The sequence below is a fragment of the Acidobacteriota bacterium genome (assembly GCA_035471785.1).
GTDB lineage: Bacteria > Acidobacteriota > UBA6911 > RPQK01 > DATIPO01 > JANQFM01.
This window is the reverse complement of record DATIPQ010000110.1, coordinates 55467-77566: the sequence shown is the minus strand read 5'-3', so window position 1 is coordinate 77566 and position 22100 is coordinate 55467. Positions and strand designations below refer to the sequence as shown.

At 63.8% G+C, this 22100-nt stretch carries 26 protein-coding genes and 1 pseudogene; 13 read left to right on the top strand and 14 right to left on the bottom strand.

Annotation, left to right across the window (positions count from 1 at the left end; genetic code table 11):
• The 5 genes from VLU25_16550 to VLU25_16530 form a co-directional block, all read right to left on the bottom strand.
• The coding region (locus tag VLU25_16550) for a hypothetical protein (protein HSR69547.1) at positions 1-1146 on the bottom strand (1146 nt) is incomplete at its 3' end.
• Positions 1143-1736 carry a hypothetical protein gene (locus tag VLU25_16545; GenBank protein ID HSR69546.1) on the bottom strand — a complete coding sequence of 198 codons (594 nt, stop codon included), beginning with the start codon at positions 1734-1736 and terminating at the stop codon, positions 1143-1145. The genes VLU25_16545 and VLU25_16550, both read right to left, overlap by 4 nt.
• On the bottom strand, positions 1723-2082 hold the full coding sequence (locus VLU25_16540) for a prepilin-type N-terminal cleavage/methylation domain-containing protein (protein HSR69545.1): 360 nt from the start codon (positions 2080-2082) through the stop codon (positions 1723-1725). Before VLU25_16540 ends, VLU25_16545 begins: the two co-directional genes overlap by 14 nt.
• Complete coding sequence (locus VLU25_16535; GenBank protein HSR69544.1) at positions 2079-2525, bottom strand: prepilin-type N-terminal cleavage/methylation domain-containing protein; 447 nt, start codon at positions 2523-2525, stop codon at positions 2079-2081. Before VLU25_16535 ends, VLU25_16540 begins: the two co-directional genes overlap by 4 nt.
• Before the next feature lie 141 nt (positions 2526-2666).
• Positions 2667-3179, bottom strand: coding sequence for a DUF2911 domain-containing protein (locus VLU25_16530; GenBank protein HSR69543.1), 513 nt, complete (start codon positions 3177-3179; stop codon positions 2667-2669).
• A 101-nt stretch (positions 3180-3280) separates the two neighbouring features.
• Here VLU25_16530 and ruvA point away from each other — a divergent pair, with 101 nt between their 5' ends.
• Complete coding sequence (ruvA, locus tag VLU25_16525) at positions 3281-3865, top strand: Holliday junction branch migration protein RuvA (protein HSR69542.1); 585 nt, start codon at positions 3281-3283, stop codon at positions 3863-3865.
• Between the two features lie 66 nt (positions 3866-3931).
• Positions 3932-4960 (top strand): Holliday junction branch migration DNA helicase RuvB, encoded by a 1029-nt coding sequence (gene ruvB / locus VLU25_16520; GenBank protein ID HSR69541.1) that lies wholly within the window; start codon positions 3932-3934, stop codon positions 4958-4960.
• A 54-nt stretch (positions 4961-5014) separates the two neighbouring features.
• Here ruvB and VLU25_16515 read toward each other — a convergent pair whose 3' ends face one another.
• Entirely contained in the window at positions 5015-5773 is a 759-nt protein-coding gene (locus tag VLU25_16515) for an NYN domain-containing protein (GenBank protein HSR69540.1), read from the bottom strand.
• Between the two features lie 74 nt (positions 5774-5847).
• Between VLU25_16515 and VLU25_16510 the strand changes: the two genes are divergently transcribed.
• From VLU25_16510 to purF, 9 genes are all read left to right on the top strand, one after another.
• Positions 5848-6618, top strand: coding sequence for a class II aldolase/adducin family protein (locus tag VLU25_16510; protein HSR69539.1), 771 nt, complete (start codon positions 5848-5850; stop codon positions 6616-6618).
• A 41-nt stretch (positions 6619-6659) separates the two neighbouring features.
• Positions 6660-6938, top strand: a complete 279-nt coding sequence (gene eutM, locus VLU25_16505; GenBank protein ID HSR69538.1) for an ethanolamine utilization microcompartment protein EutM — start codon at positions 6660-6662, stop codon at positions 6936-6938.
• Positions 6939-6956: 18 nt separating this feature from the next.
• On the top strand, positions 6957-7277 hold the full coding sequence (locus VLU25_16500; GenBank protein ID HSR69537.1) for a EutN/CcmL family microcompartment protein: 321 nt from the start codon (positions 6957-6959) through the stop codon (positions 7275-7277).
• A complete protein-coding gene (locus VLU25_16495) occupies positions 7274-7555 on the top strand; it encodes a EutN/CcmL family microcompartment protein (protein ID HSR69536.1) in 282 nt (93 codons plus the stop codon). Before VLU25_16500 ends, VLU25_16495 begins: the two co-directional genes overlap by 4 nt.
• A 2-nt stretch (positions 7556-7557) precedes the next feature.
• On the top strand, positions 7558-7827 hold the full coding sequence (locus VLU25_16490) for a EutN/CcmL family microcompartment protein (GenBank protein HSR69535.1): 270 nt from the start codon (positions 7558-7560) through the stop codon (positions 7825-7827).
• A gap of 15 nt (positions 7828-7842) precedes the next feature.
• On the top strand, positions 7843-8088 hold the full coding sequence (purS, locus tag VLU25_16485; GenBank protein ID HSR69534.1) for a phosphoribosylformylglycinamidine synthase subunit PurS: 246 nt from the start codon (positions 7843-7845) through the stop codon (positions 8086-8088).
• Positions 8085-8792 (top strand): phosphoribosylformylglycinamidine synthase subunit PurQ, encoded by a 708-nt coding sequence (gene purQ / locus VLU25_16480; protein ID HSR69533.1) that lies wholly within the window; start codon positions 8085-8087, stop codon positions 8790-8792. Before purS ends, purQ begins: the two co-directional genes overlap by 4 nt.
• 88 nt (positions 8793-8880) lie before the next feature.
• Entirely contained in the window at positions 8881-11082 is a 2202-nt protein-coding gene (gene purL / locus VLU25_16475; GenBank protein ID HSR69532.1) for a phosphoribosylformylglycinamidine synthase subunit PurL, read from the top strand.
• Positions 11083-11093: 11 nt separating this feature from the next.
• On the top strand, positions 11094-12506 hold the full coding sequence (gene purF / locus VLU25_16470; GenBank protein HSR69531.1) for an amidophosphoribosyltransferase: 1413 nt from the start codon (positions 11094-11096) through the stop codon (positions 12504-12506).
• 40 nt (positions 12507-12546) lie between these two features.
• On the opposite strand, the gene VLU25_16465 is transcribed toward purF, so the two are convergent.
• The gene (locus VLU25_16465) at positions 12547-13137 is read right to left on the bottom strand and encodes a hypothetical protein (protein ID HSR69530.1); all 591 of its coding nucleotides are present in this window, start codon (positions 13135-13137) and stop codon (positions 12547-12549) included.
• Positions 13138-13445: 308 nt separating this feature from the next.
• Complete coding sequence (locus tag VLU25_16460; GenBank protein HSR69529.1) at positions 13446-14855, bottom strand: ankyrin repeat domain-containing protein; 1410 nt, start codon at positions 14853-14855, stop codon at positions 13446-13448.
• A gap of 312 nt (positions 14856-15167) precedes the next feature.
• Between VLU25_16460 and VLU25_16455 the strand changes: the two genes are divergently transcribed.
• The gene (locus tag VLU25_16455; GenBank protein ID HSR69528.1) at positions 15168-16679 is read left to right on the top strand and encodes a winged helix-turn-helix domain-containing protein; all 1512 of its coding nucleotides are present in this window, start codon (positions 15168-15170) and stop codon (positions 16677-16679) included.
• Positions 16680-16693: 14 nt separating this feature from the next.
• Positions 16694-17251, top strand: a complete 558-nt coding sequence (locus VLU25_16450; GenBank protein ID HSR69527.1) for a DUF4287 domain-containing protein — start codon at positions 16694-16696, stop codon at positions 17249-17251.
• Here the strand turns inward: VLU25_16450 and VLU25_16445 are convergent.
• The 6 genes and pseudogenes from VLU25_16445 to VLU25_16420 all read right to left on the bottom strand — a co-directional run bounded on the left by VLU25_16445 (position 17236) and on the right by VLU25_16420 (position 22097).
• Positions 17236-17442 (bottom strand): annotated as a pseudogene (locus VLU25_16445) (DUF2867 domain-containing protein). The gene VLU25_16450 and the pseudogene VLU25_16445 sit on opposite strands and share 16 nt — an antisense overlap.
• A gap of 658 nt (positions 17443-18100) precedes the next feature.
• Positions 18101-19405: an MATE family efflux transporter gene (locus tag VLU25_16440; GenBank protein ID HSR69526.1), complete on the bottom strand. Its 1305-nt coding sequence runs from the start codon at positions 19403-19405 to the stop codon at positions 18101-18103.
• A 91-nt stretch (positions 19406-19496) separates the two neighbouring features.
• The gene (locus VLU25_16435; protein HSR69525.1) at positions 19497-19835 is read right to left on the bottom strand and encodes a DUF971 domain-containing protein; all 339 of its coding nucleotides are present in this window, start codon (positions 19833-19835) and stop codon (positions 19497-19499) included.
• Between the two features lie 8 nt (positions 19836-19843).
• Entirely contained in the window at positions 19844-20893 is a 1050-nt protein-coding gene (locus VLU25_16430; GenBank protein ID HSR69524.1) for an Mrp/NBP35 family ATP-binding protein, read from the bottom strand.
• A 36-nt stretch (positions 20894-20929) separates the two neighbouring features.
• On the bottom strand, positions 20930-21274 hold the full coding sequence (locus VLU25_16425) for a hypothetical protein (protein ID HSR69523.1): 345 nt from the start codon (positions 21272-21274) through the stop codon (positions 20930-20932).
• Between the two features lie 256 nt (positions 21275-21530).
• On the bottom strand, positions 21531-22097 hold the full coding sequence (locus VLU25_16420; protein ID HSR69522.1) for an NADH-quinone oxidoreductase subunit I: 567 nt from the start codon (positions 22095-22097) through the stop codon (positions 21531-21533).
• Positions 22098-22100: the final 3 nt, after the last annotated feature.

Below are 22100 nucleotides of genomic sequence, written 5' to 3'. Positions count from 1 at the left end.
CTCGTCCTCCATCTCCAGATGCACCGGCCCTTCCCGAAGGGGATCGGCTTGGGTGTCCAGGTTCGACATCCAGAGAGCGCCCTCGACCAGGCTGCGGTCCTTGAGGACCAGCCTGCCCGAACCGAGGTGAAGGACGATTCCTCTCAACAGGCTGTCCCCTTCCAGCACCACATCACCTTTCAGGACCAGCAGTCCTTGGAAGTGGAGCGGGCCGGCGGGCGGTGAATCGAGGAAAGCGATGGGGCTCCCGGCCTGCCCGGCCAAGGCGGGCAGCCGCTCCAGAAAGCCCTCCCAGAACCCGCTCACCAGGCGTCGCTGCCGCTGTTGGTCTTGCAGCCAGTCGAGACGGGCGTCGTGAAGGGAAGGGGAGTCGTCTCCTCCCAGCACCCGCTGGCCCGGCGTCCCCGCCAGGGATTGGGCCAGGTCGCCGGCGATGCGGTCGTCCCGTTTCGAGAACCAGGAGATGCCCGGTTGCTCCCCTCCGTCGACGAGAAAGTCGCTTCCCATCCAAAGGAAGGTTCCGCCGTCGGCAAAGACGGTCAGAGCGCTGTCGAGCTCGAAGGCCCGCTCGCGGCGCAAGCGGGCTTCCGCCAAGGTCAAGCTGTTGCGCAGCCAGGGCAGGAGGGGATGGCGCAACCGCAGGGGCGCAATGCCCAGGCTTCGCAGCAGCAGGATCCCGTCGCGATCCTCCTGAGCCGGCTCCTCGGGATTGTTGGAAAAGCGCAGTGCGTAATAGCCGCGCAGCGGCTCGGCTTGGGTGTCGCTGCCCAGGTAGCCGGGCGGGAGGCCGTCGTCGCATTGAGGAGTCCATTGGGCGGGATCGATTTGACGCGCCTCCTCCAATGACAGGGGCATGCGCATGGCTGGGCCGGAAGGACCGGCGCAGAGCCTTCCGTCCCGGCCTTCGAGAAGGGCATCCGGTTGCAGCCCCGGCAGCAGAGCACGCCCGTATTCCAGGCCGTTGCCGGCCATCAATTGAGAATGCAGGCGCGCCTCGGATTGAAGCGCCTGACGCCACAGCAACTGGACTTGCAGGTGGATGGCGGCCGCCAGCAGCGAACTCAGGAGCAACAGCAGCATGACGCTCAGCAACACGAACCCGCCCTGCCCGACCTTCTCTCGCTCTCTCTGGCTTGGAGGTTTCATCGTTCCACCTCCGCAAAGAGGTTGGGCCGGAAGTTAGGAAGGGCGAAGTCGAGAAAGAAGGCTTCTTCTTGAGGGGCCGCCGCACCCAGCAGCGATCCCGGCTGGGCCGGTTGCAGGTGCAGGCGCAGCCAATTCGACGCCCTCCGCTCCACCCGCATGGAGGCGACGGACTGCACCACCGGTTGGTAGAAGCCTCTTCCGCTGCGCACCTGCAACTGACCGGCCTGCACCCGAAGGCGCAGGAATTCGAAGGGTTCGCCCAGGTCGCCGTCGGGAAAGCTGCCTGCTCCTTCCAGGTCGCTTTGCAGCGCCAGGATGCCGTTGGAAACCTGCACTCCGGGCCAGCCCTGCTGGTGGCGTCCGTTGCCCGCCGGAGCCAGCCATCCGGCCAGCAGCGAGGGAACCGTCCACACGGCGCCGTTGCCGGCGGCCAGACGGCTCAGGTCGGAGGCCCAGGTCTGCATGGGTTGCAAAGCGGCCAGAAAGGCGCTCAGGATCACCAGTCCCAGCGCCAGGGCCAGCAAGGCTTCGAGGAGAGAGAATCCATCCTGGCCTCCGCCTTTTCTTGTCCTGTTGTCATCTGAGGCCATGAATTACCTCCCAGCGAAGCTTGATTCTCTCTGCGTGGCGCCCTTGACCGCCGCCGTCCGTTTCCAGCAGCAGGCGTTTCAGCGGCAAGGCTCGGGCGGCCGGTTGAAACACGTCTCCCTCCCCCGCCGGATCTGCCCGCAGGCGTTGAGCCCGGTTCCAGGCTTCGACCGCCGCAGTCCAGCGTTGGCGGGCCTGGCGGTACTGATCGACGCTGCCGGCCACTACCGGCAGCAGCGACAGGAGAGCCGCCAGCAGGATCACTATAGCGGTCAATACCTCCAAAAGACTGAAGCCGCGATCACAATTGAGCGGCTTTTTTGGCCTCTCGGGCTGTTTTTCTCTCATTTTGCCTCCTTTTCTTCATCAACATGGGCTTGGCGCACCCGCCCCCAGGGAGCCACGATCACGTCCAGGGAGCCGAATCGCCCTTGCAGCCGGAAGCGTCCGGCGGGGGCGGCTTGTCCCCGCGAGAAGAAACGCAGCGGACGGCGCGGCGCGGACACCAGGCGGACCTGCTGGGGCAGGAAAATCCAGCGCAGGGGGGGAGCCTGGCCGATACGCAGGCCCAGTCCGCGCCCATCAGGACCCGGCACTACTTCCAACGGCGCCGCTCCCGCCAAGGCCAGCGTGCGGGCCGAGCGCAGCAGTCCTGCCACCTGGAAGCCTCCCTGCTGCAGCCGGTAGTGATCGGTCAAGCGGCTGTAGACCCCCGCGCCGATCGCCCCAGCCACGGCCAGAATGGCCACCACCAGGAGCAATTCGATGAGTTGAAATCCTCGCTCGTTCATCGTTGTCCTCCACCCTTTACTAACGCGTCAGGGTGGGGGTTGAGCGAGGTTCAGGAGAGATTTTTTGCGTTAAAAAAGCAAAGGCCGCCCTCAGAGTCCGCGATTGGCTCCGAGAAGCGGCCTGGAAAAGCGGTTTGCACGTTACTGCACGGTGAAATCCGTTTGCAGCGTAGAGGTGCCCCAAGAGAAAGACAGAGAGCCCGATTGGTCACCCCTCTTCTCCACTTCGATGGTGAATTTCTCAACCCTGCTGCCGATGCTCTTGAGTGTAAGGGGCACCTCGGCCAGATCCTGGGAGGGATCGTGCTGAGTTCCCCATTGACCGGTCTGCTTGTTGATGACCAGGTGCCATTTGTCGGCTTCCACCTTCTTGGCGAAGAGAGAGTAGGTGCCGGCCGGCACTTGCACGTCTCCGAAGCTGAGGTCGGCTTGGCTGTGCAGTTCGGTGGCCTGGTTCATGCCCAGGCGCCACACGTCTCCGACCGCCAGTTCACTCTGCGGATTCTGGCGCCCCTGAAGGTTGGGACGCCCGTATTCGATCTTGATGGATTTGCCGGCGATCGTGGCCTCAGCGGTGCCGCGGCTTTGCGCGGGCAGCCAGTTCGCGGCAACCAGAACCATCAGAACAGCGATGAGGGATCTCGACATCTTCATCCCATCTCCTCTCGATTCGATGAGGTGATCACTTGACTTCAACCTTTGTATTATAGCGCTTCACGGCCCCTTCAGCAGACCCCTGGCCTATAATTCCGGCGATGATCGCCCGATTGAAGGGAACCATTGCCGAGAAGCACGCCGACCGCGTGATCCTGGACGTGAGAGGAGTGGGCTACGACGTCCACATCCCCGTATCCACCTATTACGAACTGGGGGAGGAGGAGCAGGCTGTCGAACTGCGCATCTATACTCACGTCACCGACAGCGCCATTACCCTCTACGGATTCCGTACGGCGGACGAGAAGAAGCTTTTCACCATGCTCATCCAGATCAGCGGCATCGGTCCGCGGCTGGGTGTGGCCATCCTTTCCGGACTGCCGCCGGAGGAGTTCGCCCAGGCGGTGAGGGGGGGCGATCTGCGCCGCATCACCTCGATTCCCGGCATCGGCAAAAAAACCGCCGAGCGCCTTCTATTGGAGATGCGCGACAAGATGGCGGCCTGGCAGTCCTCTGAGGACTCGCCGCCGGCGCTCGCCTCGGGAACGGCTGCCGACGACGTCGTATCGGCCCTGGTCAATCTCGGCTACAGCCGCAGCGAGGCCGAAAAACGGGTGGGCAAAGCCAACAAGGATACCGAGGCGGAAGAGTTCGAAGTCCTGCTGCGGGCTGCTCTGCGCGGATAACAGGGGCGGCGGACGGGGACGACCTTCAATAGACTACAATGGTGGCGGCGGATTGCCGCGGAGCCCATGGACGAAGAAACACGCATTATCGACGCCGCTCGTCAGCGAGAGGACGAGAGCAGTTTCGAGAACAGCATTCGTCCCCGTTTTCTGCGCGAGTTCATTGGCCAGGAGCAGCTCAAGAACAACATGGCCATCGCCATCAAGGCGGCCATGCAGCGCGAGGAGGCCATGGATCACGTCCTGCTCTTCGGCCCGCCGGGACTGGGCAAGACCACTCTGGCCCAGATCATCGCCAACGAACTGGGCGTCAACGTCCGCTCCACCGCCGGACCCACCATCGAAAAGCGGGGAGACCTGGCCGCCATCCTCACCAATCTGGAAGAAAACGACGTCCTCTTCATCGACGAAATCCACCGCCTGCAGCCGGCCATCGAAGAGATCCTCTACCCGGCCATGGAGGACTTCCAGATTGACATCATCATCGGCGAAGGGCCGGGGGCCCGCTCCATCAAGATCGACATTCCGCCCTTCACCCTGGTGGGGGCCACCACCCGCACCGGACTCCTCACGGCGCCTCTGCGGGGACGCTTCGGAATCACCCAGCGGGTCGATTTCTATGAGGAGGACAGCCTGAAAGCCATCGTGCGCCGCTCGGCGGGCATCCTGGGCGTGGAGGTGGATGCCCAAGGGGCCGGCGAGATCGCCCGCCGCAGCCGCGGCACGCCCCGCATCGCCAACCGCCTGCTGCGCCGCGTGCGCGATTACGCCCAGGTCAAAGCCCAGGGCAGCATCGACGCCGAGGTGGCGGGCGAAGCCCTCAAGATGATGAACGTCGACCGCTACGGATTCGACGAAACCGACCGCAAGATCCTTCTCACCATCATCGAGAAATTCGGCGGCGGCCCGGTGGGGCTGGGCACCATCTCGGCGGCCGTCAGCGAAGAGAAAGACGCCATCGAGGAAATCTACGAGCCCTACCTGATGCAGATCGGATTCCTCGACCGCACCCCCCGCGGCCGGGTAGCCACCCGCCGCGCCTACCAACACTTCGGCCTCGACCCTTTGAAACCGGGCCAATCGAAACTCTTTTAACTGCGAATTGGGATTGGACTTGGCGAGTTCGACCGCCCGGTCGCCAGGGTGGTCCTACTCCTCCAGGCGGACTTTGTAGTTGCCGCGGCTCTGGTCGTATTCCAGCGAGATGTCTTCGTTGGTTTCGGCGTCCTTGAGCAGCTCCGAGAAGGTGCGGTAGCCGTACTGCCGCTCGGTGAAGCCCGGATAGACGCGGCGCAGGGCCTGCTTGATGACCGATCCCCACAGCGGATCGTAGTCGGCTTCAAGATTGCGCGAGATCTCCATGAGCTTGTCCAGCGCCTCCTGCTTCTTGGGCGACATCTTGCGGGCGCCCTTTTTGGGCTTGCGGCGCGTGACCTTGGAGGCGCTGACCAGGTCGTCGTAGAAGATGAATTCGTCGCAGTTGTTGACCAGCAGGTCTGAAGTGGAGCTCTTGACGCCGCAGCCGATGACGCGCTTGTCGTTTTCCTTCAGCTTGGCCACCAGGGGCGAAAAATCGCTGTCTCCCGAGAGCAGCGCGAAGATATCGATGTGCTGCTTGGAGTAGCAGAGGTCCATGGCGTCGACCACCATGTGGATGTCGGCGCTGTTCTTGCCGCTCATCTTGGACTGGGGGATGTCGACCATCTCGATGCCCTGCTTGTGGAATTCCCTCTGGGCCGAGCGGTAGCGCCGCCAGTCGCAGTAGGAACGCTTGAAGACGATGCGGCCTTTCTCGAGCAGGCGCCGCAGCACCATCTCCACCTGGAAGTCGCCCCAGTTCATGTCGCGGACGCCCAGGGCCAGGTTCTCGAAATCGACGAAAACGGCAATGCGTGGTTCAGTCGCCATACCCTGCGGATTGTATCCCTCACCCGTCACAGGTTCAAATGAGCACGTCGCGCGGCTTTGCTATATTTGAAGCCATGCAGGACCGTGAGGAGCGGGAACTGATCTGCGAGATCGGCCGCCGCATGTACGACAAGGACCTGATCGCGGCCAACGAAGGCAATCTCTCGATTCGCCTGGGCGACCGGCTGCTGGCCACGCCTACAGGCATGTGCAAGGGCTTCATGCAGCCCGACGACCTGGTCTACACCGATCTGCAGGGCAAGCAGGTGGGCGGACGCCGCAAAGTGTCCTCGGAGATCCTCATGCACTCAGTGGTCTACCGCCGCCGTCCCGACGTCAAGGCGGTTTGCCACGGTCATCCCGTCTACGCCACGGCTCACGCCGTGGCCGGCATTCCGCTCACCGAGGCGCTGATGGCCGAGGTGGTGGTGACGCTGGGATGCGTCCCCGTGGCCCCTTACGGCACCCCCTCCACCGCCGAGCTGGCCGAGAGCCTGGAGGGGCTGGTGGAAAAGCACGACGCCATCCTGCTTTCCAACCACGGGGCCCTGACCTTGGGGCACGACTTGGAGCAGGCTTTTTTCCGCATGGAGATTCTGGAGCACTACGCCAAGATCGCCATCTTGACCAAGGTGCTGGGACGCCAGTCTTTGCTCAAGCGGGAACAGGTGGACCGCCTGTTTGACCTGCGTTCGAAATATGGTATAAGTGGCGCTGATTCCGACTTAGGCTGCGCCATTACGTCCGACGACAGCGATCAATCCGTTCATCTCTCGCGCAGCGAACTGGAAGACTTGATTGAAACCGCCGTCCGTCAGGTGGCGGAGCGGTTGTCGTCCAACTAGGCGCAACACTTCCGGAGGGAAGGGAATAGATGGCAGAGTCGATGGAAGCTTTGGGAATGGTGGAAACCAAGGGGTTGGTGGCCATGATCGAGGCGGCCGACGCCATGGTCAAGGCAGCCAAGGTCGAATTGGTGGGCTATGAGAAGATCGGCAGCGGACTGGTCACGGCCATCGTCCGCGGCGACGTCGCGGCCGTCAAGGCGGCCACCGACGCCGGAGCCGCAGCCGCCCGCCGAGTCGGCGAACTGGTCAGCGTACACGTCATCCCCAGGCCGCACGGCGACCTCGACGAACGCTTGCCCATCGCCCTCAAGGGCTAGCCACCGGGAAACCCCGCCATGATCCTCGGTCGAGTCGCAGGTACTATTGTCGCCACCCGTAAAGACGAAAAGCTGCGCGGACGCAAGCTGCTGATCGTGCAGGTCCTCGACCCCGAAACCCTCGAGCCCGACGAGTCCAAGGGCTATCAGGTGTGTGTCGACACAGTGGGCGCCGGAGCCGGCGAAATCGTCATCACGGTGGGCGGCAGCTCGTCGCGTTTCGCCGCCGATTTAAAAGACCATCCCGTCGACACCGCCATCGTGGGCATCGTCGACACCGTCGACCTCAAGCTGAGTCCCGACAAGGTGGGGACCGCTTCCGAAGGGGGCGGCTCATGAAGATGGCTCGGGTCGTCGGCACCGTGGTCTCAAGCGTCAAGAACGAGACCCTGGAGGGCAAGAAGATCCTCCTGATCCGTTCCATCGACCGCCACGGACGCGAGTTCGGCAAACCCTTCGTGGCCCTCGACTCGGTGGGCGCAGGCATAGGCGAAGAAGTCTTCTACGCCCGCGGCAAGGAAGGCGCCTTCCCCTGGCACCCACAACCGGTTCCCTCCGACGCCTCCATCGTGGGCATCCTCGACCGCTACAACTTCAAGCGTCAGGGAGGCGAGTGACAATGGTCATCGGCAAGGTCGTGGACGAGATGGTTTCGACCCACAAGAAAGACTTCTTTCACGGCCAGAAGCTGCTGGTGGTGCAGCCGCTTGCCCTCTCCGGAGAGGACTGGGGCGAGGCCGTGCTGGCCATCGACGGGGCCGACGCCGGAATCGGGGACCAGGTTTTGCTGGTGCAGGACGGATTCGCCGCCATGCACGTGTTGGGGCAATTCTACGTTCCTGTCGACGCCGCCGTCATCGGGGTTATCGATCACGTCAACCTCTATTGAGCGAGGACCCGCCGAATGAAAGCCAAAGTTGTCGTCACCCTCAAAGAAGGCGTCCTCGACCCGCAGGGAGCCACCATCAAGCGGGCTCTGTCGCAGATGTCCTACCGGGGCGTGCGGGAGGTCCGCCAGGGCAAGTACTTTGAGCTCGAGTTCCAGGACGCCTCCGATCCTGACAAGGTGCGGCAACAGGCCGAAGAGATCGCCCGCAAGGTCCTCTCCAACCCGGTCATCGAAAGTTTCCGCATCGAGGAGATCCAGTGAAATTCGGCGTTGTCGTCTTTCCCGGCACCAATAGCGACCACGACACCCATCACGTGCTGTCTGAAGTCATGGGCCAGGAGGCCGTCTATCTGTGGCATCAGGAACGCGACCTGAGGGGTTGCGACGTGGTCGTCCTGCCCGGAGGATTCGCCCACGGAGACTACCTGCGCTGCGGCGCCATCGCCAAGTTCTCGCCCATCATGGACGCCGTCCAGCGGCACGCCCAGGGGGGAGGCATCGTGATGGGCATCTGCAACGGCATGCAGATCTTGCAGGAAGCCGGCCTGCTGCCCGGAACCATGCTGCGCAACCGCGAACTGAAGTTCGTCTGCGAGCACGTTTACTGCCGGGTGGAACGCACCGACACGCCCTTCACCAGCGCCTGCCGGGAAGGTCAGTTGCTGCGCATGCCCATCGCTCACAACGAAGGCAACTTCTTCGTCAGCGACGAAGAGCTGGCAAGGCTGGAGGCCAAGCGCCAGGTGCTCTTCCGCTACGCCGACGCCCAGGGACGAGTGGGGGAAGACAGCAATCCCAACGGATCGGCGGGCAACATCGCCGGCATCCTCAACGAGCGGGGCAACGTAATGGCGCTCATGCCCCATCCCGAGCGGGCCGCTGAAGAGGTGTTGGAAAGCGCTGACGGACGGTTCATCTTTCAGTCTTTGGTGGACTCATTGGCGGGGCGGCTGCGTTCGGCCTGAATCATCTTGAAATCCCGAGTCCTATGGCGTCCTTGGTTGAGTTCCTTTCATCCGCGGGAGCCGGGCTCGAGGTCGGGGAGAAGCACAAGTGCCCATCAGCACCGAGGTTATCGAAGGTCACGGACTGACCTCCGAAGAATTCGACCGCATCGTGGAGATGCTGGGCCGCGAGCCCAACATGACCGAGCTGGGGATCTTCTCGGTAATGTGGTCTGAACACTGCAGCTACAAGAGTTCGCGCGTCCACCTCAAAACGCTTCCCACCGAAGGTCCGCAGGTCATCGAGGGGCCGGGCGAAAACGCCGGGGTGGTGGATGTCGGAGACGGCCTGGCGGCCGTCTTCAAGATCGAGTCCCACAACCATCCTTCATACATCGAGCCCTATCAGGGAGCGGCCACCGGGGTGGGGGGCATCATCCGCGACGTCTTCACCATGGGGGCGCGTCCGGTGGCCTGCATGAACTCGCTCCACTTCGGACCCCTCGACCGTCCCCGCAACCAGCTCACCATGGAAGGCGTGGTGGCCGGAATCGCCGGCTACGGCAACTGCATGGGCATCCCCACGGTGGGAGGCGAGATCTATTTTCAGGACCGTTACGGAGCTAACCCCATCGTCAACGTTTTTTGCTTGGGCATCGCCAAGGCCGACCGCATCTTCCGCGGAACCGCCTCGGGGCCCGGCAATCCCGTCATCTACGTGGGCGCCAAGACGGGACGCGACGGCATCCACGGCGCCACCATGGCCTCGGAGGAGTTCTCGGAGGACTCGGAAGCCAAGCGTCCCACCGTGCAGGTGGGGGATCCGCTGATGGAGAAGCTGCTGCTGGAAGCCTGCCTGGAGGCCATGGAAAGCGGGCTGGTCATCGGCATCCAGGACATGGGGGCGGCCGGACTGACCTGCTCCACCACCGAAATGGCCTCGCGCGCAGGGCAGGGCGTTCGGGTCGACCTGTCCAGGGTGCCCCAGCGCGAGAAGGGCATGACGCCCTACGAGATCATGCTTTCGGAGTCGCAGGAGCGCATGCTTCTGGTGGTTGAGAAAGGCAGCGAAGACCGCGTACTCGAGATCTTCCGCCGCTGGGACCTGGACGCGGTGGTGGTGGGCGAAGTCATCGAGACGCCTAAACTGCTGGTCGACAACGACGGCGACCGGGTGGCCGAGCTGCCCAACCGCGGACTCACCGACGAAGCGCCTCTTTACCGGCGTCCGATGCAGCGTCCTTCTTACCTGGACGAACTGCCCGACTGGCGCCGGCTCGGCTTGTCCCAGCCTGAGGACTGCGGCGAGGTGCTGACGCGCATGATGTCGTCCGAGCACCTTTGCAGCCGGCGCTGGGTCTACCGCCAGTACGACCACGTCATCCGCACCGACACGGTGATCATGCCGGGGTCCGATGCCTCCGTCCTGCGCCTCAAGGGGACGCGGGGCGGACTGGCCCTGAGTCTGGACGGCAATCCGCGCTTCTGCTACCTGGAGCCGCGCATGGGGGCGCGGCTGGCGGTGGCCGAGTCGTGCCGCAACGTGGTGGCATCGGGGGCGCGTCCGCTGGCGGCCACCAACTGCCTCAACTTCGGCAACCCGGAGAATCCGGGCATCATGTGGCAGTTCGCCGAGGTGGTGGCCGGTATCGGCGAAGCCTGCAGTGTCTTTTCCACCCCCATCACCGGCGGCAACGTCAGCTTCTACAACGAAACCCGGGGAGAAGGCATCTTCCCCACGCCCGTCATCGGAATGCTGGGAAAGATCGAGGACCTGAGCCAGGTGCGCGAGTCCCACTTCCTGGCCGAGGGCGATGTGGTTTACCTGCTGGGCGAGACCCGCGCCGAGCTGGGCGGATCGATTTACCTGGAGTGCCAGGGACAGCCGCTGGCGGGACCTTGTCCCCAGCTTGACCTGGGGGCCGAGGCGCACTTGCTCAAGCGGGTGCTGGACTGGGCCGCGCGCGGACTTCTGCAGTCCGTCCACGACCTCTCCGAAGGCGGACTGGCCGCTGCCATGGCCGAGTGCTGCTTCAAGCACGGGCTGGGCCTCGAAGCCGGGGTGGACGGCGAGCTGCGCTGCGACCACTTTCTTTTCAGCGAAACGCCCTCGCGCCTGCTGGTCAGCCTGAGTCCGCTGCGCGAAGAGGAGTTCCTAGGCGATCTGGACGGCCTTCCCGCCCAGCGTCTCGGCAAAGTGGGGGGGCGGCGTCTGCGTTTCCGCTACAATCAAAGCGTCTGCCTGGATCTCTCGGTAGAGGACCTGCGCAGCGCTTGGGACGGGCATTTTCCGTCCCTTTTCAAGCATTGACCCGACTGCAATTGACCCGACCGGATATGGACGACAAGTTCCACGACGAGTGCGGCGTTTTCGCCATCGCCGACCATTCCGAAGCCGCCAACCACGCCTATCTCGGACTGTTGGCCCAACAGCACCGGGGACAGGAGTCGGCGGGCATCGTATCGGCCCACGAGTCCGACCTCTACCCCTACCGCGGCATGGGCAAGGTCTTCGATGTCTTCACGCCCCAGATCATCGAGTCGCTGCCGGGACGTTCGGCCATCGGGCACGTGCGTTATTCCACCGCAGGAGCCAGCAACCTGGCCAACGCCCAGCCCATCCTCACCGATTCCTGGCGCGGACCCTTGGCCTTGGCCCACAACGGCAATTTGCTGCACACCGACAAGCTGCGCCGCAGCCTGGAGTCGGAGGGCGCCATCTTCAACTCCACCAGCGACACCGAGGTCATCCAGCACCTGCTGGCGCGCTCGCCCAAGCAGGATCTGACCGAGGCGCTGCGCGACGTGCTGGCGCTGATGCGGGGGGCTTTTTCGCTGGTGCTGCTGACGCCCCAATGCATCTACGCCGCTCGCGACCCGCTGGGCTTCCGTCCGCTGGCGCTGGGCAGGCTGGAGGGCAGTTGGGTGGTGGCTTCTGAGACGTCCGCCTTCGACCTCATCGGCGCCGGCTACGTACGCGACGTCGAGCCGGGCGAGATCCTGCTCATCTACGGCCAGCAGACCTCCTCATACCACCTGCCCCCCGCCGGGCGCCGGGCTCACTGTATCTTCGAGCACGTCTACTTCGCGCGTCCTGACAGCCGCGTCTTCGGACGCAGCGTCCACATCAGCCGCCACGAGATGGGACGCCAACTGGCCCGCGAAGCCCCTGTTCCCGCCGACATCGTGGTCCCCGTTCCCGACTCGGGCGTGACGGCGGCCATCGGCTACTCGCAGGAATCGGGCATTCCGCTGCACATGGCCCTGATCCGCAATCACTACGTGGGACGCACTTTCATCGAGCCCAAGCAGTCCATCCGCAACTTCGGCGTCAAGGTCAAGCTCAATCCCGTCCCCGAGTTGCTGGAGGGCAAGCGGGTCATCCTCATCGACGATTCCATCGTGCGCGGCACCACCTCGCGCAAGATCGTCGAGATGGTGCGCGGCGCCGGCGCCGCCGAAGTCCACTTCCGCATCAGCTCCCCGCCCACCGTCTCTCCCTGCCACTACGGCATCGACACCCCCACCAAAAAGGAACTCATCGCCGCCAACAAGTCCGTCGAAGAGATCCGCGACCACGTCTCCGCCGATTCCCTCGAATACCTCTCCCTGGAGGGCCTCCGCCGCTCCGTCCAAGCCAACGGAAACTTCTGCTCCGCCTGTTTCGACGAGTCCTACCCCGTCCCCCCCGACCAATCCACCCACCAACCGAGGTTGTTTGCACTGGAAGAGTAAGACGGTCAAAGGCGCTCGTCTCACTAAGCCCGCACCCCGCTCAGTCCTTGTCGCGGTGGTGGATGAAGGGTTCGGCGCGGTTGCCCCAGGGGTGCCAGGTGTTGTCGATCTTAATGTCGATGAGCTGTTCCATGGTGTCGGGATCGGGGAAGCGCAGGGTTTCGCGGAAGGTGCGGGTGAGGCCCGGCAGTTCGGGGCTGGGAATGTGGGGGAAACCCTCGGGGTAGTGGACGTCGTAGATGCGTACGATCACGTCGGGTCTCTGGGCCTCGTAGTGGCCCTCGAAAAGGAAGCGCTGAGGGGCGTTGTAGCCGACGAAGCGCAGGCGCTCGTCGCGCGGGTCCCAGAAGATGAAGCCCTCCAGGACGGTCTTGTCGGGATCGGTGTGGTGACGGGCCTCGTAGATGCGGATGAGGTGGCGGCGGGGGCCCCATTCATGAGACATGGTCCAACGCACCTTCAATCCTGGGCGCGTTTCCAGGGCTTCGGCCGGAGCATTCCAGTTGCCGATAAGGGCACTGAGGGATTCCAGGGGGTTGGCTTTGGCTTCTTCCTGCAGGGTCGAAGGGGCTGGGAATGTCGGGTTGAGGAGGGTCAAAGCAAGGATAGTGAGCAACGCCTTAAGGCACATGAGAACTCCTTCCCCCCGATGCCCGCTAAGTGTAACCCAAGTTTGCATTCTGGACCAGCCAGTCTTGTTGAACACTGCCTCCATCGCCGCAAGGATGCGCCTCCCACCAGGCCTGCACCATGGTCCTTGACCGGGTGGAACTGCCCCCAGGAGGCGGTTTCCCAGGTCGCCTGCAGCACGGTCCTTGACCGGGTGGGACCGCCTCCAGAGGGCGGCTTCCCATGGTCGTCTGCACGATGATCCTTGGCCAGGTGGGAGGAGCATCCTTGCGGCCCTCCTTCGCCGAGGCTATGGAGGGCTTCGCAACTCTAGCCCTGCTCCTCGCTGGTCTTGGCGCCGCGGGCGCGGAGGAGTTTGGAGACGGACTCGCCGGCCAGGTCGAGAGGGGTGTGGCCGGCGGGGCGGAATTTGCGGCCGCGGCGGTTGATGTCGGCGCCGTGCTCGATGAGCAGTTGGGCCATGTCGGCCTGGTCGCGGGCGGCGGCGAAGTGGAGGGCCGTGGTGCCCAGGTGGTTTTGCTGCTCGACGTCGGCACCCCGGCGCAGGAGTTCTTCCAACATGTCGGGGCCGGTGCGCCCGATGACCGGGTACCAGAGCAACGCGAAGTCGTGGGCGCCGCGTTCGTGTATTCGCAGCGGGTCTTCCTCCAGCAGTTCCTTCACGCGCGGAGCGTCGTTGCGCATGACGGCGGTGACGACGGAGTAAGGCGCCCCTTTCTCCAGCAGGAAGTCGACCATATCGTGGCGTCCCATGTGGGCGCCGGCTTCCACCGCTCCCTCGGTTGTGGTGGCCACGGAATGGGCCAGGTCGGGATGTCGCTGCACGGTGGCGCGGACGGCGTCCAGGTCGCGGTGAGCGGCTCCCACCGTCTGCTCCCGCTTGAGGGCGGCAAAGGCGCTCAAGTCGGGAGCCCGGTAAGGCCGTCCGTTGACGTCGTAGGCCCGCCGGGAAGTGGAGTGTTCGCGATGAATGCTCTTTTCCTGCCGTAACAGCCGGGCAGCGCCTTCTTGGCCGGATGCTTCCGCCAGTTCCAGAGGCGTCCTCTCTTGGGCGTCCTTGGCCGAGAGGTCGGCTCCCTTGCGGATGAGCATTTCCACCAGGTCTGTTGAGCCCCGGGAGGCGGCGATATGCAGCGGCGTCCAGCCCAGCCTGCGGCTTCGCGACACCCAGTCCTGAGCGTCGGTTTCCGTCGCTTGCGCCGATGCGGGCACCGCTTCCGCAAGAGGATTGGAGTCGGCTCCGTTGGCCAGCAGAGTGGCGGCGCTCATCTCGGCCGTGGGCAGGTGGGGATGACAGAGAGCGGCCTGCAGGGGCGACCCGCTGGGGGGAAAGGTGCGCGACGGATCGCCGCTGTAGCGGTAGATGCGCCACAGGTCGCTGCCGGCGCCCCCCAGCGCCGCCGCGTACATGGCCGTTCCGCCGATGGGGTGGTCTGTGTTGATCTGTCCCGGAACCTGCGGCGCCAGTTGGTCGAGGCGCTCCCAGTCCAGCGCCAGAGCCGATTCGTGCAGGTCGGGCTGATATCCGTGGCGACGCAAGATCTGGCCGATCTCGGGGTGGCGGGCCTTGAGCGCGGCCGCGTAGGCCGTGAGTCCACCGTCTTGGCGGGCGAAAGCCAATCGGGCGTCCTGGGCCAGGAAGGCTTCGACTTTCTCGGCATCGCCGCGGCGGACGGCCTGGAAAAAGCGGTCAAGAGTATCTGACAGGTCCTGGGCCATGAGATGCGCCGAGGACAAGGCAGTCAACCCGGCAGTTCCAGCAATAACGGTAGTGGCGAATTGTCTTCGGTTCTGATGGGGCATATCGTTTCTCCTCTAAAATTAGACTTCGAGTGTCGTTCTCCTGGACGGAAAACTCAATGGAGAGGACCTACTCTTTCGCTGGAGCCGACCTAAGCTGGTAAGTCAGTGATGCGGCGGAGGTTAATCCATCTGCATAATCACGAGTTGGCGGGGAGTTGGGGCAGGGAGGCGGCTTTGCACCAATCAGGGCGGTTGCCGTCCAAGAGGCCGGGGGGCTAGGCTGGGAGCATGGAAAGGGAAGATGGAAGCGGAACCGTCCGCTTCGGCGCCTTTCGGTTCGACCTGGATACGCTTGAGTTAAGGCGCCGTGACAGGCCGCTACGGCTGCAACGGCAGCCGGCCAAGATGTTGGCCTTTTTGCTGCAGCGTCCCGGACGCCTGGCCACCCGCGAGGAGTTGGCCGACCATCTGTGGGGCGAGACCCATGTCGATTCCGATCAGGGACTCAACAATGCCGTCCGCCACCTGCGGAGCGTGCTGGGAGACAATGCCGAGTCCCCTGTCTACATCGAAACCGTCCCCCGCATGGGCTACCGCTTCATCGCTCCCCTCGAGCGAGTCGGTCAGCACACTTCCGGAGCGCCTGAGGCCGGAGTGGATTCGCCTCCGCCACGAGCTCAGACGAACATATGGCGTTGGGTCGGCGGGATGCTCCTGTTGGCCTTCCCGGCAGTCGTCTGGTGGATGCTGCAGGAGCGGTCAGCCGACACGTCGCCACAAGCTCACCCTGCCTACCAGGAGGCCATGAGCCTGCTCTCCAGCCAGATTTGGAAAGATCGCAAGGCCAGCCTCGATGCCTTCCAGCGGACCGTTGAACTCGCCCCCGACTTCGCTCCCGCCCGCCTTCACTGGGCCCAAGCCACCTGGCTGACCGCGGAAGAGTCGGGTCCGCTTCGTGAACTGGCATTGCAACGGCTCGAGCAGGCGATGAATCTCTTGCCCGAGGCGCCCGAAGCTCATCTGCTCAGGGCCGAAATAGCCTTCTACCACCAGTGGGATACGGAACTGGCCGATGAGCACTTCGCGCGGGCGCTGCAACTGGGGCAGGGACTTAAGGAGGTGCAACAGGCCGTGGCCCTGTACTCGGCTATCTTGGGACGCTTTGAGGCGGCCCGGCGACACGCCCAACTGGCCCTAGACCTCGATCCTTCAGCGCTCAGATCGTACCGGGTTGCGGGAATGGTCTATTTGCGCAGCGGCGACGCGCAGCGGGCCATTGAGCTGTGCAGCAGGGTTTCGGAGGTCAGCCCGGCTGTCGATTGCCTGGTAGGGGCTTATCTCGCCCGAGGCGATAGCGAGGGCGCCTTGCGCACCTTGACGCAATGGTTGCCGACCTCGAATCCGGGAGCGGAGACGCTGCGGCGGATCGAAGAGGCCTCCAGTCCCGAGGAGGCTCTGGAACGCCTCCTACGCTGGCGCTTTCATTTGCTCTCGGTGGAGTCCAGAGGGCCGGTGTCGTCACTCCCTGCCGATCGAGACCGCTTGCTGGAGATGAGCGTCTTCGGCGAGATCTCTTCACCGGGCCGTCTGGCCGAGGCCGCCATCCACGCCGGTGGCCGGGACTTTGCCCTGCAGCAGCTCACCAAGGCCCACCTCGAACGCTCGCCCAGTTTTTTGCGCTGGGCCGGCAGTCCCGCCTTCAGGCCTTTATTTCAACGCCCCGATTATCTAGAATTGATCGCCGCCTCGCCTTTAGGAGCAGCAGGCGCCGCCATAGCCGAATCACTCGGCCAGCAATGAAAAAGGAGGAGAGAGTGCCCCAATCGCCTGAAGAGATGGCCCAGGCCATGATCAACAACTTGAAAGAGAAAACCGGCAAGTCCCTGTCTCAGTGGCTCGAGATCACCCAGAGCGCAGGACTGGAGAAGCACGGGCAAATCGTCAATTTCCTCAAGAGCGAACACGGCATGACTCACGGATTCGCTTCGCTGGTGGCCCACAAGACCCTTAAAGGCGACGAGCCCAGCGGCGAAGAGCTGGTCGAACAGCAATACGCGGGGCCCAAAGAGCAACTGCGGCCCATCTACCAGGCCATCGTGTCAAAGGTCGAGTCCTTCGGAGACGACGTGGAGATTTCTCCCAAGAAGAGCTATGTCAGCCTGCGCCGCAGCAAGCAATTCGGACTCGTCCAGGCGTCGACCAAGACCCGCGTCGACCTGGGTATCAACTTGCCCGGCGCCGCTCCCGAGGGACGCCTGGAAGCCTCGGGCAGCTTCAATGCCATGGTCAGCCACCGCGTCCGCCTCGGCGATGCGGGCGAGGTCGACAAAGAAGTCGAAGGCTGGCTGCGAAAAGCCTATGAGGGGGCTTGAGGCCCTGAGTCCTCCTGCCAGCGGCGCTGAATGGTGCGCATCAGGGCGGGATAGACGATTCCATGGCGGAAGGGGCCGATGAGGCTCATGTAGACCTTGCCCAGCCTCCCCTTGGGTATGACGTTTACGGCCAACTGTGCGGTCCAGCGTCCGCTCTCGAGTTGCACCCAGCCCAGGTGGGTGAGGGCCTTGACGGTGGCGTTCTCGGTGCGCGAGAGCTGTTCGCGTCCGCTGCGGTAGCGCCCGGCTTTTCATAAGAGCGACGCCGAGTCTCCAAGAGCATGGGGCGCCTGGGCGGGGCGGGATTTCAGGTGGAAGAGGGCGGTCCGGCAGGTTCCTTTGCAGCCGGCTGGCTGATTCGAGCGCCTCAGGGGACCCGGGTGAGACTCGTTGGAGAGGCGTCCAGGGGGCGATAGGCCAACCGCTGCTCGTGACCGTTGTGCCCATCGCCGCAAGGATGCGCCTCCCACCAGCCTCCACCCACCCGCCTTGCCGCAGCTCAGTGGGAGGCTTGTGGCTTGGGGATGCCTTGCCGCCAGACTCCTCCTCCCAACCAGTCAGGCGGCTGGGTACAGGCATGCCTTGCCACCAGACTCCTCCTTGCAACCAGCCAGGCGGCTTGGTACAGGCCTGGTGGGAGGCGCGTCCCCGCGGCGATGGGCACAGCGATGTTTAAAGGCTGGATGCCGGTCGCGATCTGAACCGCAGCAGAAGGCCGGTGGCTTGGGGGTGCCTTGCCGCCAGACTCCTCCTCCCAACCAGCCAGGCGGCTTGGTACAGGCCTGGTGGGAGGCGCATCCTTGCGGCGATGGGCACAGCGATGTTTAAAGGCTGGATGCCGGTCGCGATCTAAACCCGCAGCAGAGGACGCCCGAACCAGCCCAGCAGGGTGCTGCGGGCCAGCATGAAGGCGATCAGCCCCGTCCACAGCAGGGTGTTGCTCTGTCGGGCCACGGCCAGCAGGGAGAGGGGCAGAAAGACCAGGAAGGTGGCGATCAGCATCGAATTGCGCAAGAGCCGACCAGCGGTCAGTCCCAGGAAGAGGCCGTCGTAGGCGTAGGCCAGCGACCCCAGCAGGACGGTGAGGAAGAGTCCCCAGCGGTAGTCGAGGGCCAGCCCCACGATGTCCTGATGCGAGGTGATCAACCCGATCAGCGCCCCGTCGGCCGCCAGCAGCAGCAGGATGAAGCCCACCGCCATGGCCAGCGAAGAAAGCAGCGAAAGGCGCACCAGTCGCTGCAGTCCGCTGCGGTCACTTCCTCCCTGCAGGATGCCGGCCAGCGACTCGCTGGCGAAGGCCACTCCGTCGATGGCGAAGGCGGCGAAGCTCAGGAAACGCAGCAAGATGGTGTTGGCCGCCAGAAACGAGGTTCCCAGTTTGGCTGAAAAGTTGGCGAAGAGTCCGAAGGCGGTGATCAGTCCCAGCGTCCGCAGCAGGATGTCTCCGTTGAGCCGCAGCAGCGCCGAAAGGCCTTTCCAATCGAGGACCTCGCCCCGGACCACCCGCTGAGGACGCAGCCGCAAGAGCAAAACCAGTCCCACGCCGGCCATCAGGTAGCTGGAGGCCATGGTGGCGGCGCCGGCGCCGAAGGCGGCCCATCCCCAGCGGATGATGAAGAGGTAGTTGAGCAGCACGTTGGCAAGGTTGCCGATGAGGTTGATGGTCAAGGCCTTGCCGGCCTCCTCGCGCCCCAGGAACCATCCCAGCAGGGCGAAGGTGGAGAGGGTGGCCGGAGCACCCCAGATGCGGGCGCGGAAATAGTCGCGTCCGGCGGCCTCCACCCCGGGTTGGCCGGACAGCAGGGCGAACCCCAGCGCGCTGATGGCCTGCTGCAAGACGAGAAGGGTGACGCCGATTCCCAGGGCCAAGGCCAAGGAACGGTAGAGCGTCAAATAGACTTGGCGCTCGTCCCCGCGTCCCACAGCCTGGGCCGTGGTGCCGGTGGTGGCCATGCGCAGAAAGCCGAACGACCAGTAGACATAGTCGAAGATGACCGAAGCCAAGGCCACGCCCGCCAGGAAACGGATGTGATCGAGGTGTCCCAGCATGGCCGTGTCGACCAGGCCGACCAGCGGCACAGTGATGTTGGAGAGGATGTTGAGCCCGGTCAGCGTCCAGAAGCGCCTTTGCAGGCTTCGTTGCTTGGCGGTCATGAACGAGCAGTATCCCTCTTCCCGACGGCCCGCGCAGAGCGAGGAGGGGCGAGACCTCTTTTCTCCTCTTCGGGGGTCTTGGGCTCGGCAGTTAGCCCGTGTCGTTCTCGTCGTCGTCGTTGCCCGGGGGCGCGAGCTGGTGCAGGAGCCGGAAGGTGTAGATGCCGCTGGAGTGGCCGTCGCTCCAGCGGATGCGGATGGCATAGCGGCCCACCAACTCGATGCCCAGCGGGTGGACGTCCTCGGCCACCGAGTCGGGATCGAGGGTGCGGCGTCCCGTCATCTCGTCCACGCACATGGCGCATGGACATTTCTGACGCAACAAGCGGGCCGGCAGTTCGCTGACATGCCCGTCGCGCCACTCGATCTTCAGGTCGTGCTCCCCTGACCGTCCGATCTCTCTGGGTATGGGATGGCTCTCTTCGCTCATCGGCCGCTTTAGAACGACACCTTGATGTCCTGCTCAAGTTCTCCCGACATGGCCTTGATGCTCACTTGGGCGGCCAGATTCTCGGCCACCTTGCGGAAGGCCGCGGCCTCTTCGGAGTCCGGCTCCGAGACCACCACCGGCTCACCGGTGTCGGAACGCTGACGGATCTTGGCCGAGAGTGGAATGTCTCCCAGGTAGGGGATGTCGAGGCCCTCCCCGAAGCGCTGGGCGCCGCCGCGTCCGAAGATGTCGCCGGTCATGTTCTCGACGATGCCCAGTACCGGAGTATTGAGCTGCTGGAACATGAAAATCGCCTTCTGAGCCACGTTGAGCGCCACGTCCTGGGGTGTGGAAACCACCACGGCCCCCGTCAGAGGGACCTTCTGGCAGAGACTCAACTGGACGTCGCCGGTTCCCGGAGGCAGGTCGATGACCAGATAGTCGAGGGCGCCCCATTCAACGCCTCCCATGAACTGGGTGACGGTCTTGTCGAGCATGGGGCCGCGCCAGATCACCGCCTTGTTCTCGGGCAGGAAAAAGCCCATAGAGAGCACTTTGATGCCGTGGGCCTTAGAGGGAATGATGCGGTTGTCTTCGGTGGCTGCCGGCTTCTCTTTGGCTCCCATGATGGTGGGGATGCTGGGGCCGTAGACGTCGGCGTCGAGCAGGCCCACCGAGGCGCCCGACTGATGCAGAGCCAAGGCCAGATTGGCCGCCACGGTCGATTTGCCCACGCCGCCCTTGCCGCTGGCCACAGGAATGATGTTCTTGACCTCGGGAAGCAAGGGCGAAGACTGGCTGCTGCCGGAACGCACCTGGGCCGTCATCTTCACCTCGGCCTTCTCGATGCCCTCAAGCCCCTCGATCAATTCCTGTGCTTGGGCCTGCATCTGGTCTTTGACGGGGCAGGCGGGAGTCGTCAGTTCGATGGTGACCGAAGCCACTCCGCCGCAAAGGGCCACGTTCTTGACGAATCCCAGCGAAACAATATCGCGTCCCAGGTCGGGATCTTGGACCCCTTCCAGAACGCGCAGAATATCCTTCTTCTCAACGCTCATGGATCTATCTTAACAGGTATGGGAGAGGCGCCTTCTCTAGTGAGGAATGTGGAAGCGGGTCAGTTTCTTCGACCACTCGCGACGCTGGAACTCTTCGCTGGAATGGTAGTCGGTCAGCCAGCGGCGGAATCCGCCCGGGTTCATCTCCAGGATCTGGCACACCCAGTTGAGGCTTCCCGGTCCGTTGCCCGAGGCGGTGAACCATTCCACGGCATCATCGCGCCAGACCTCGGAGTCCTCCCGACTGCTCTCCTTGGGTGCTGTGACGTCCCGCAAAGCCTGCAACAGTATGCCCAGGGCCAACTTAGAAACGGGCGGCTCCGGTCTCTTCAGCTTGGATTCAGGAATCTTGGCGGACGTCGAAACAGATCTCGTGCTCATAGCCCCTCAGTCTACTAGTGCGCTTTCACCATCCCCGATGGGAAACGGCCCCTACTCGGCGAAAAGATGTGCATACTTTTATACGAGATTGTTCAAAAAGTCAAAGAAAACCTGATGCGGCATCGAATTTTCGAATAGGGGAGAAAGGCGAAGACTCCAAATAATAAAGGATCTTTCGTGTTTCCGCAAAGGCGATGCTGCTCATCTCCTCCCAGGGCCGCCCGAGAGGCTGGAAAGGGTCCTCCCGTCCCTCCGATCAGTGCGCCTCTTCGACCGGGGGAGGAGTGCGGTGGGGGTTGGGAGGAGGCGCCTCGGAAAGGGCCAGCAGCTTCTTCATGTCCATCACCATCTCTTCGCGGCTGTAGGCCGAGAACTCGAGAATGCCGGTGTCCATGCGGATGGCGTCCTCAGGGCAAGCCTCCACGCAGTAGCCGCAGAAGACGCACAGACCCAGGTCGATGTCGAAGCGGGTGGGGTACTTCTCGATGTGGGGATTGGGATGTTCGCCGGCCGTGATGAAGATGCAGCGGGCCGGGCAAACCGTCTCGCACATCATGCAGGCCACGCAGCGGGGAGCGCCGTCCTCGCGCTTGGTGAGGCGGTGCAGGGTGCGCAGCCGGGGAGCCAGCGGGCGCCGCTCCTCGGGATACTGATAGGTTTCGGCGCCGCGGCTTGTTTTCTTCAATCCGAAGCGCTGGGCCGTGAAGATCCACAGATTGCGGAAGAAGTGCCGCGCCGTGATCCACACGCCTTTGAGGACTTCGGGGACGTAGGTGCGTTCCCAGAAGGTCAGTTCTCGGGCTTCGATTCTCTTGATTGCCATAGC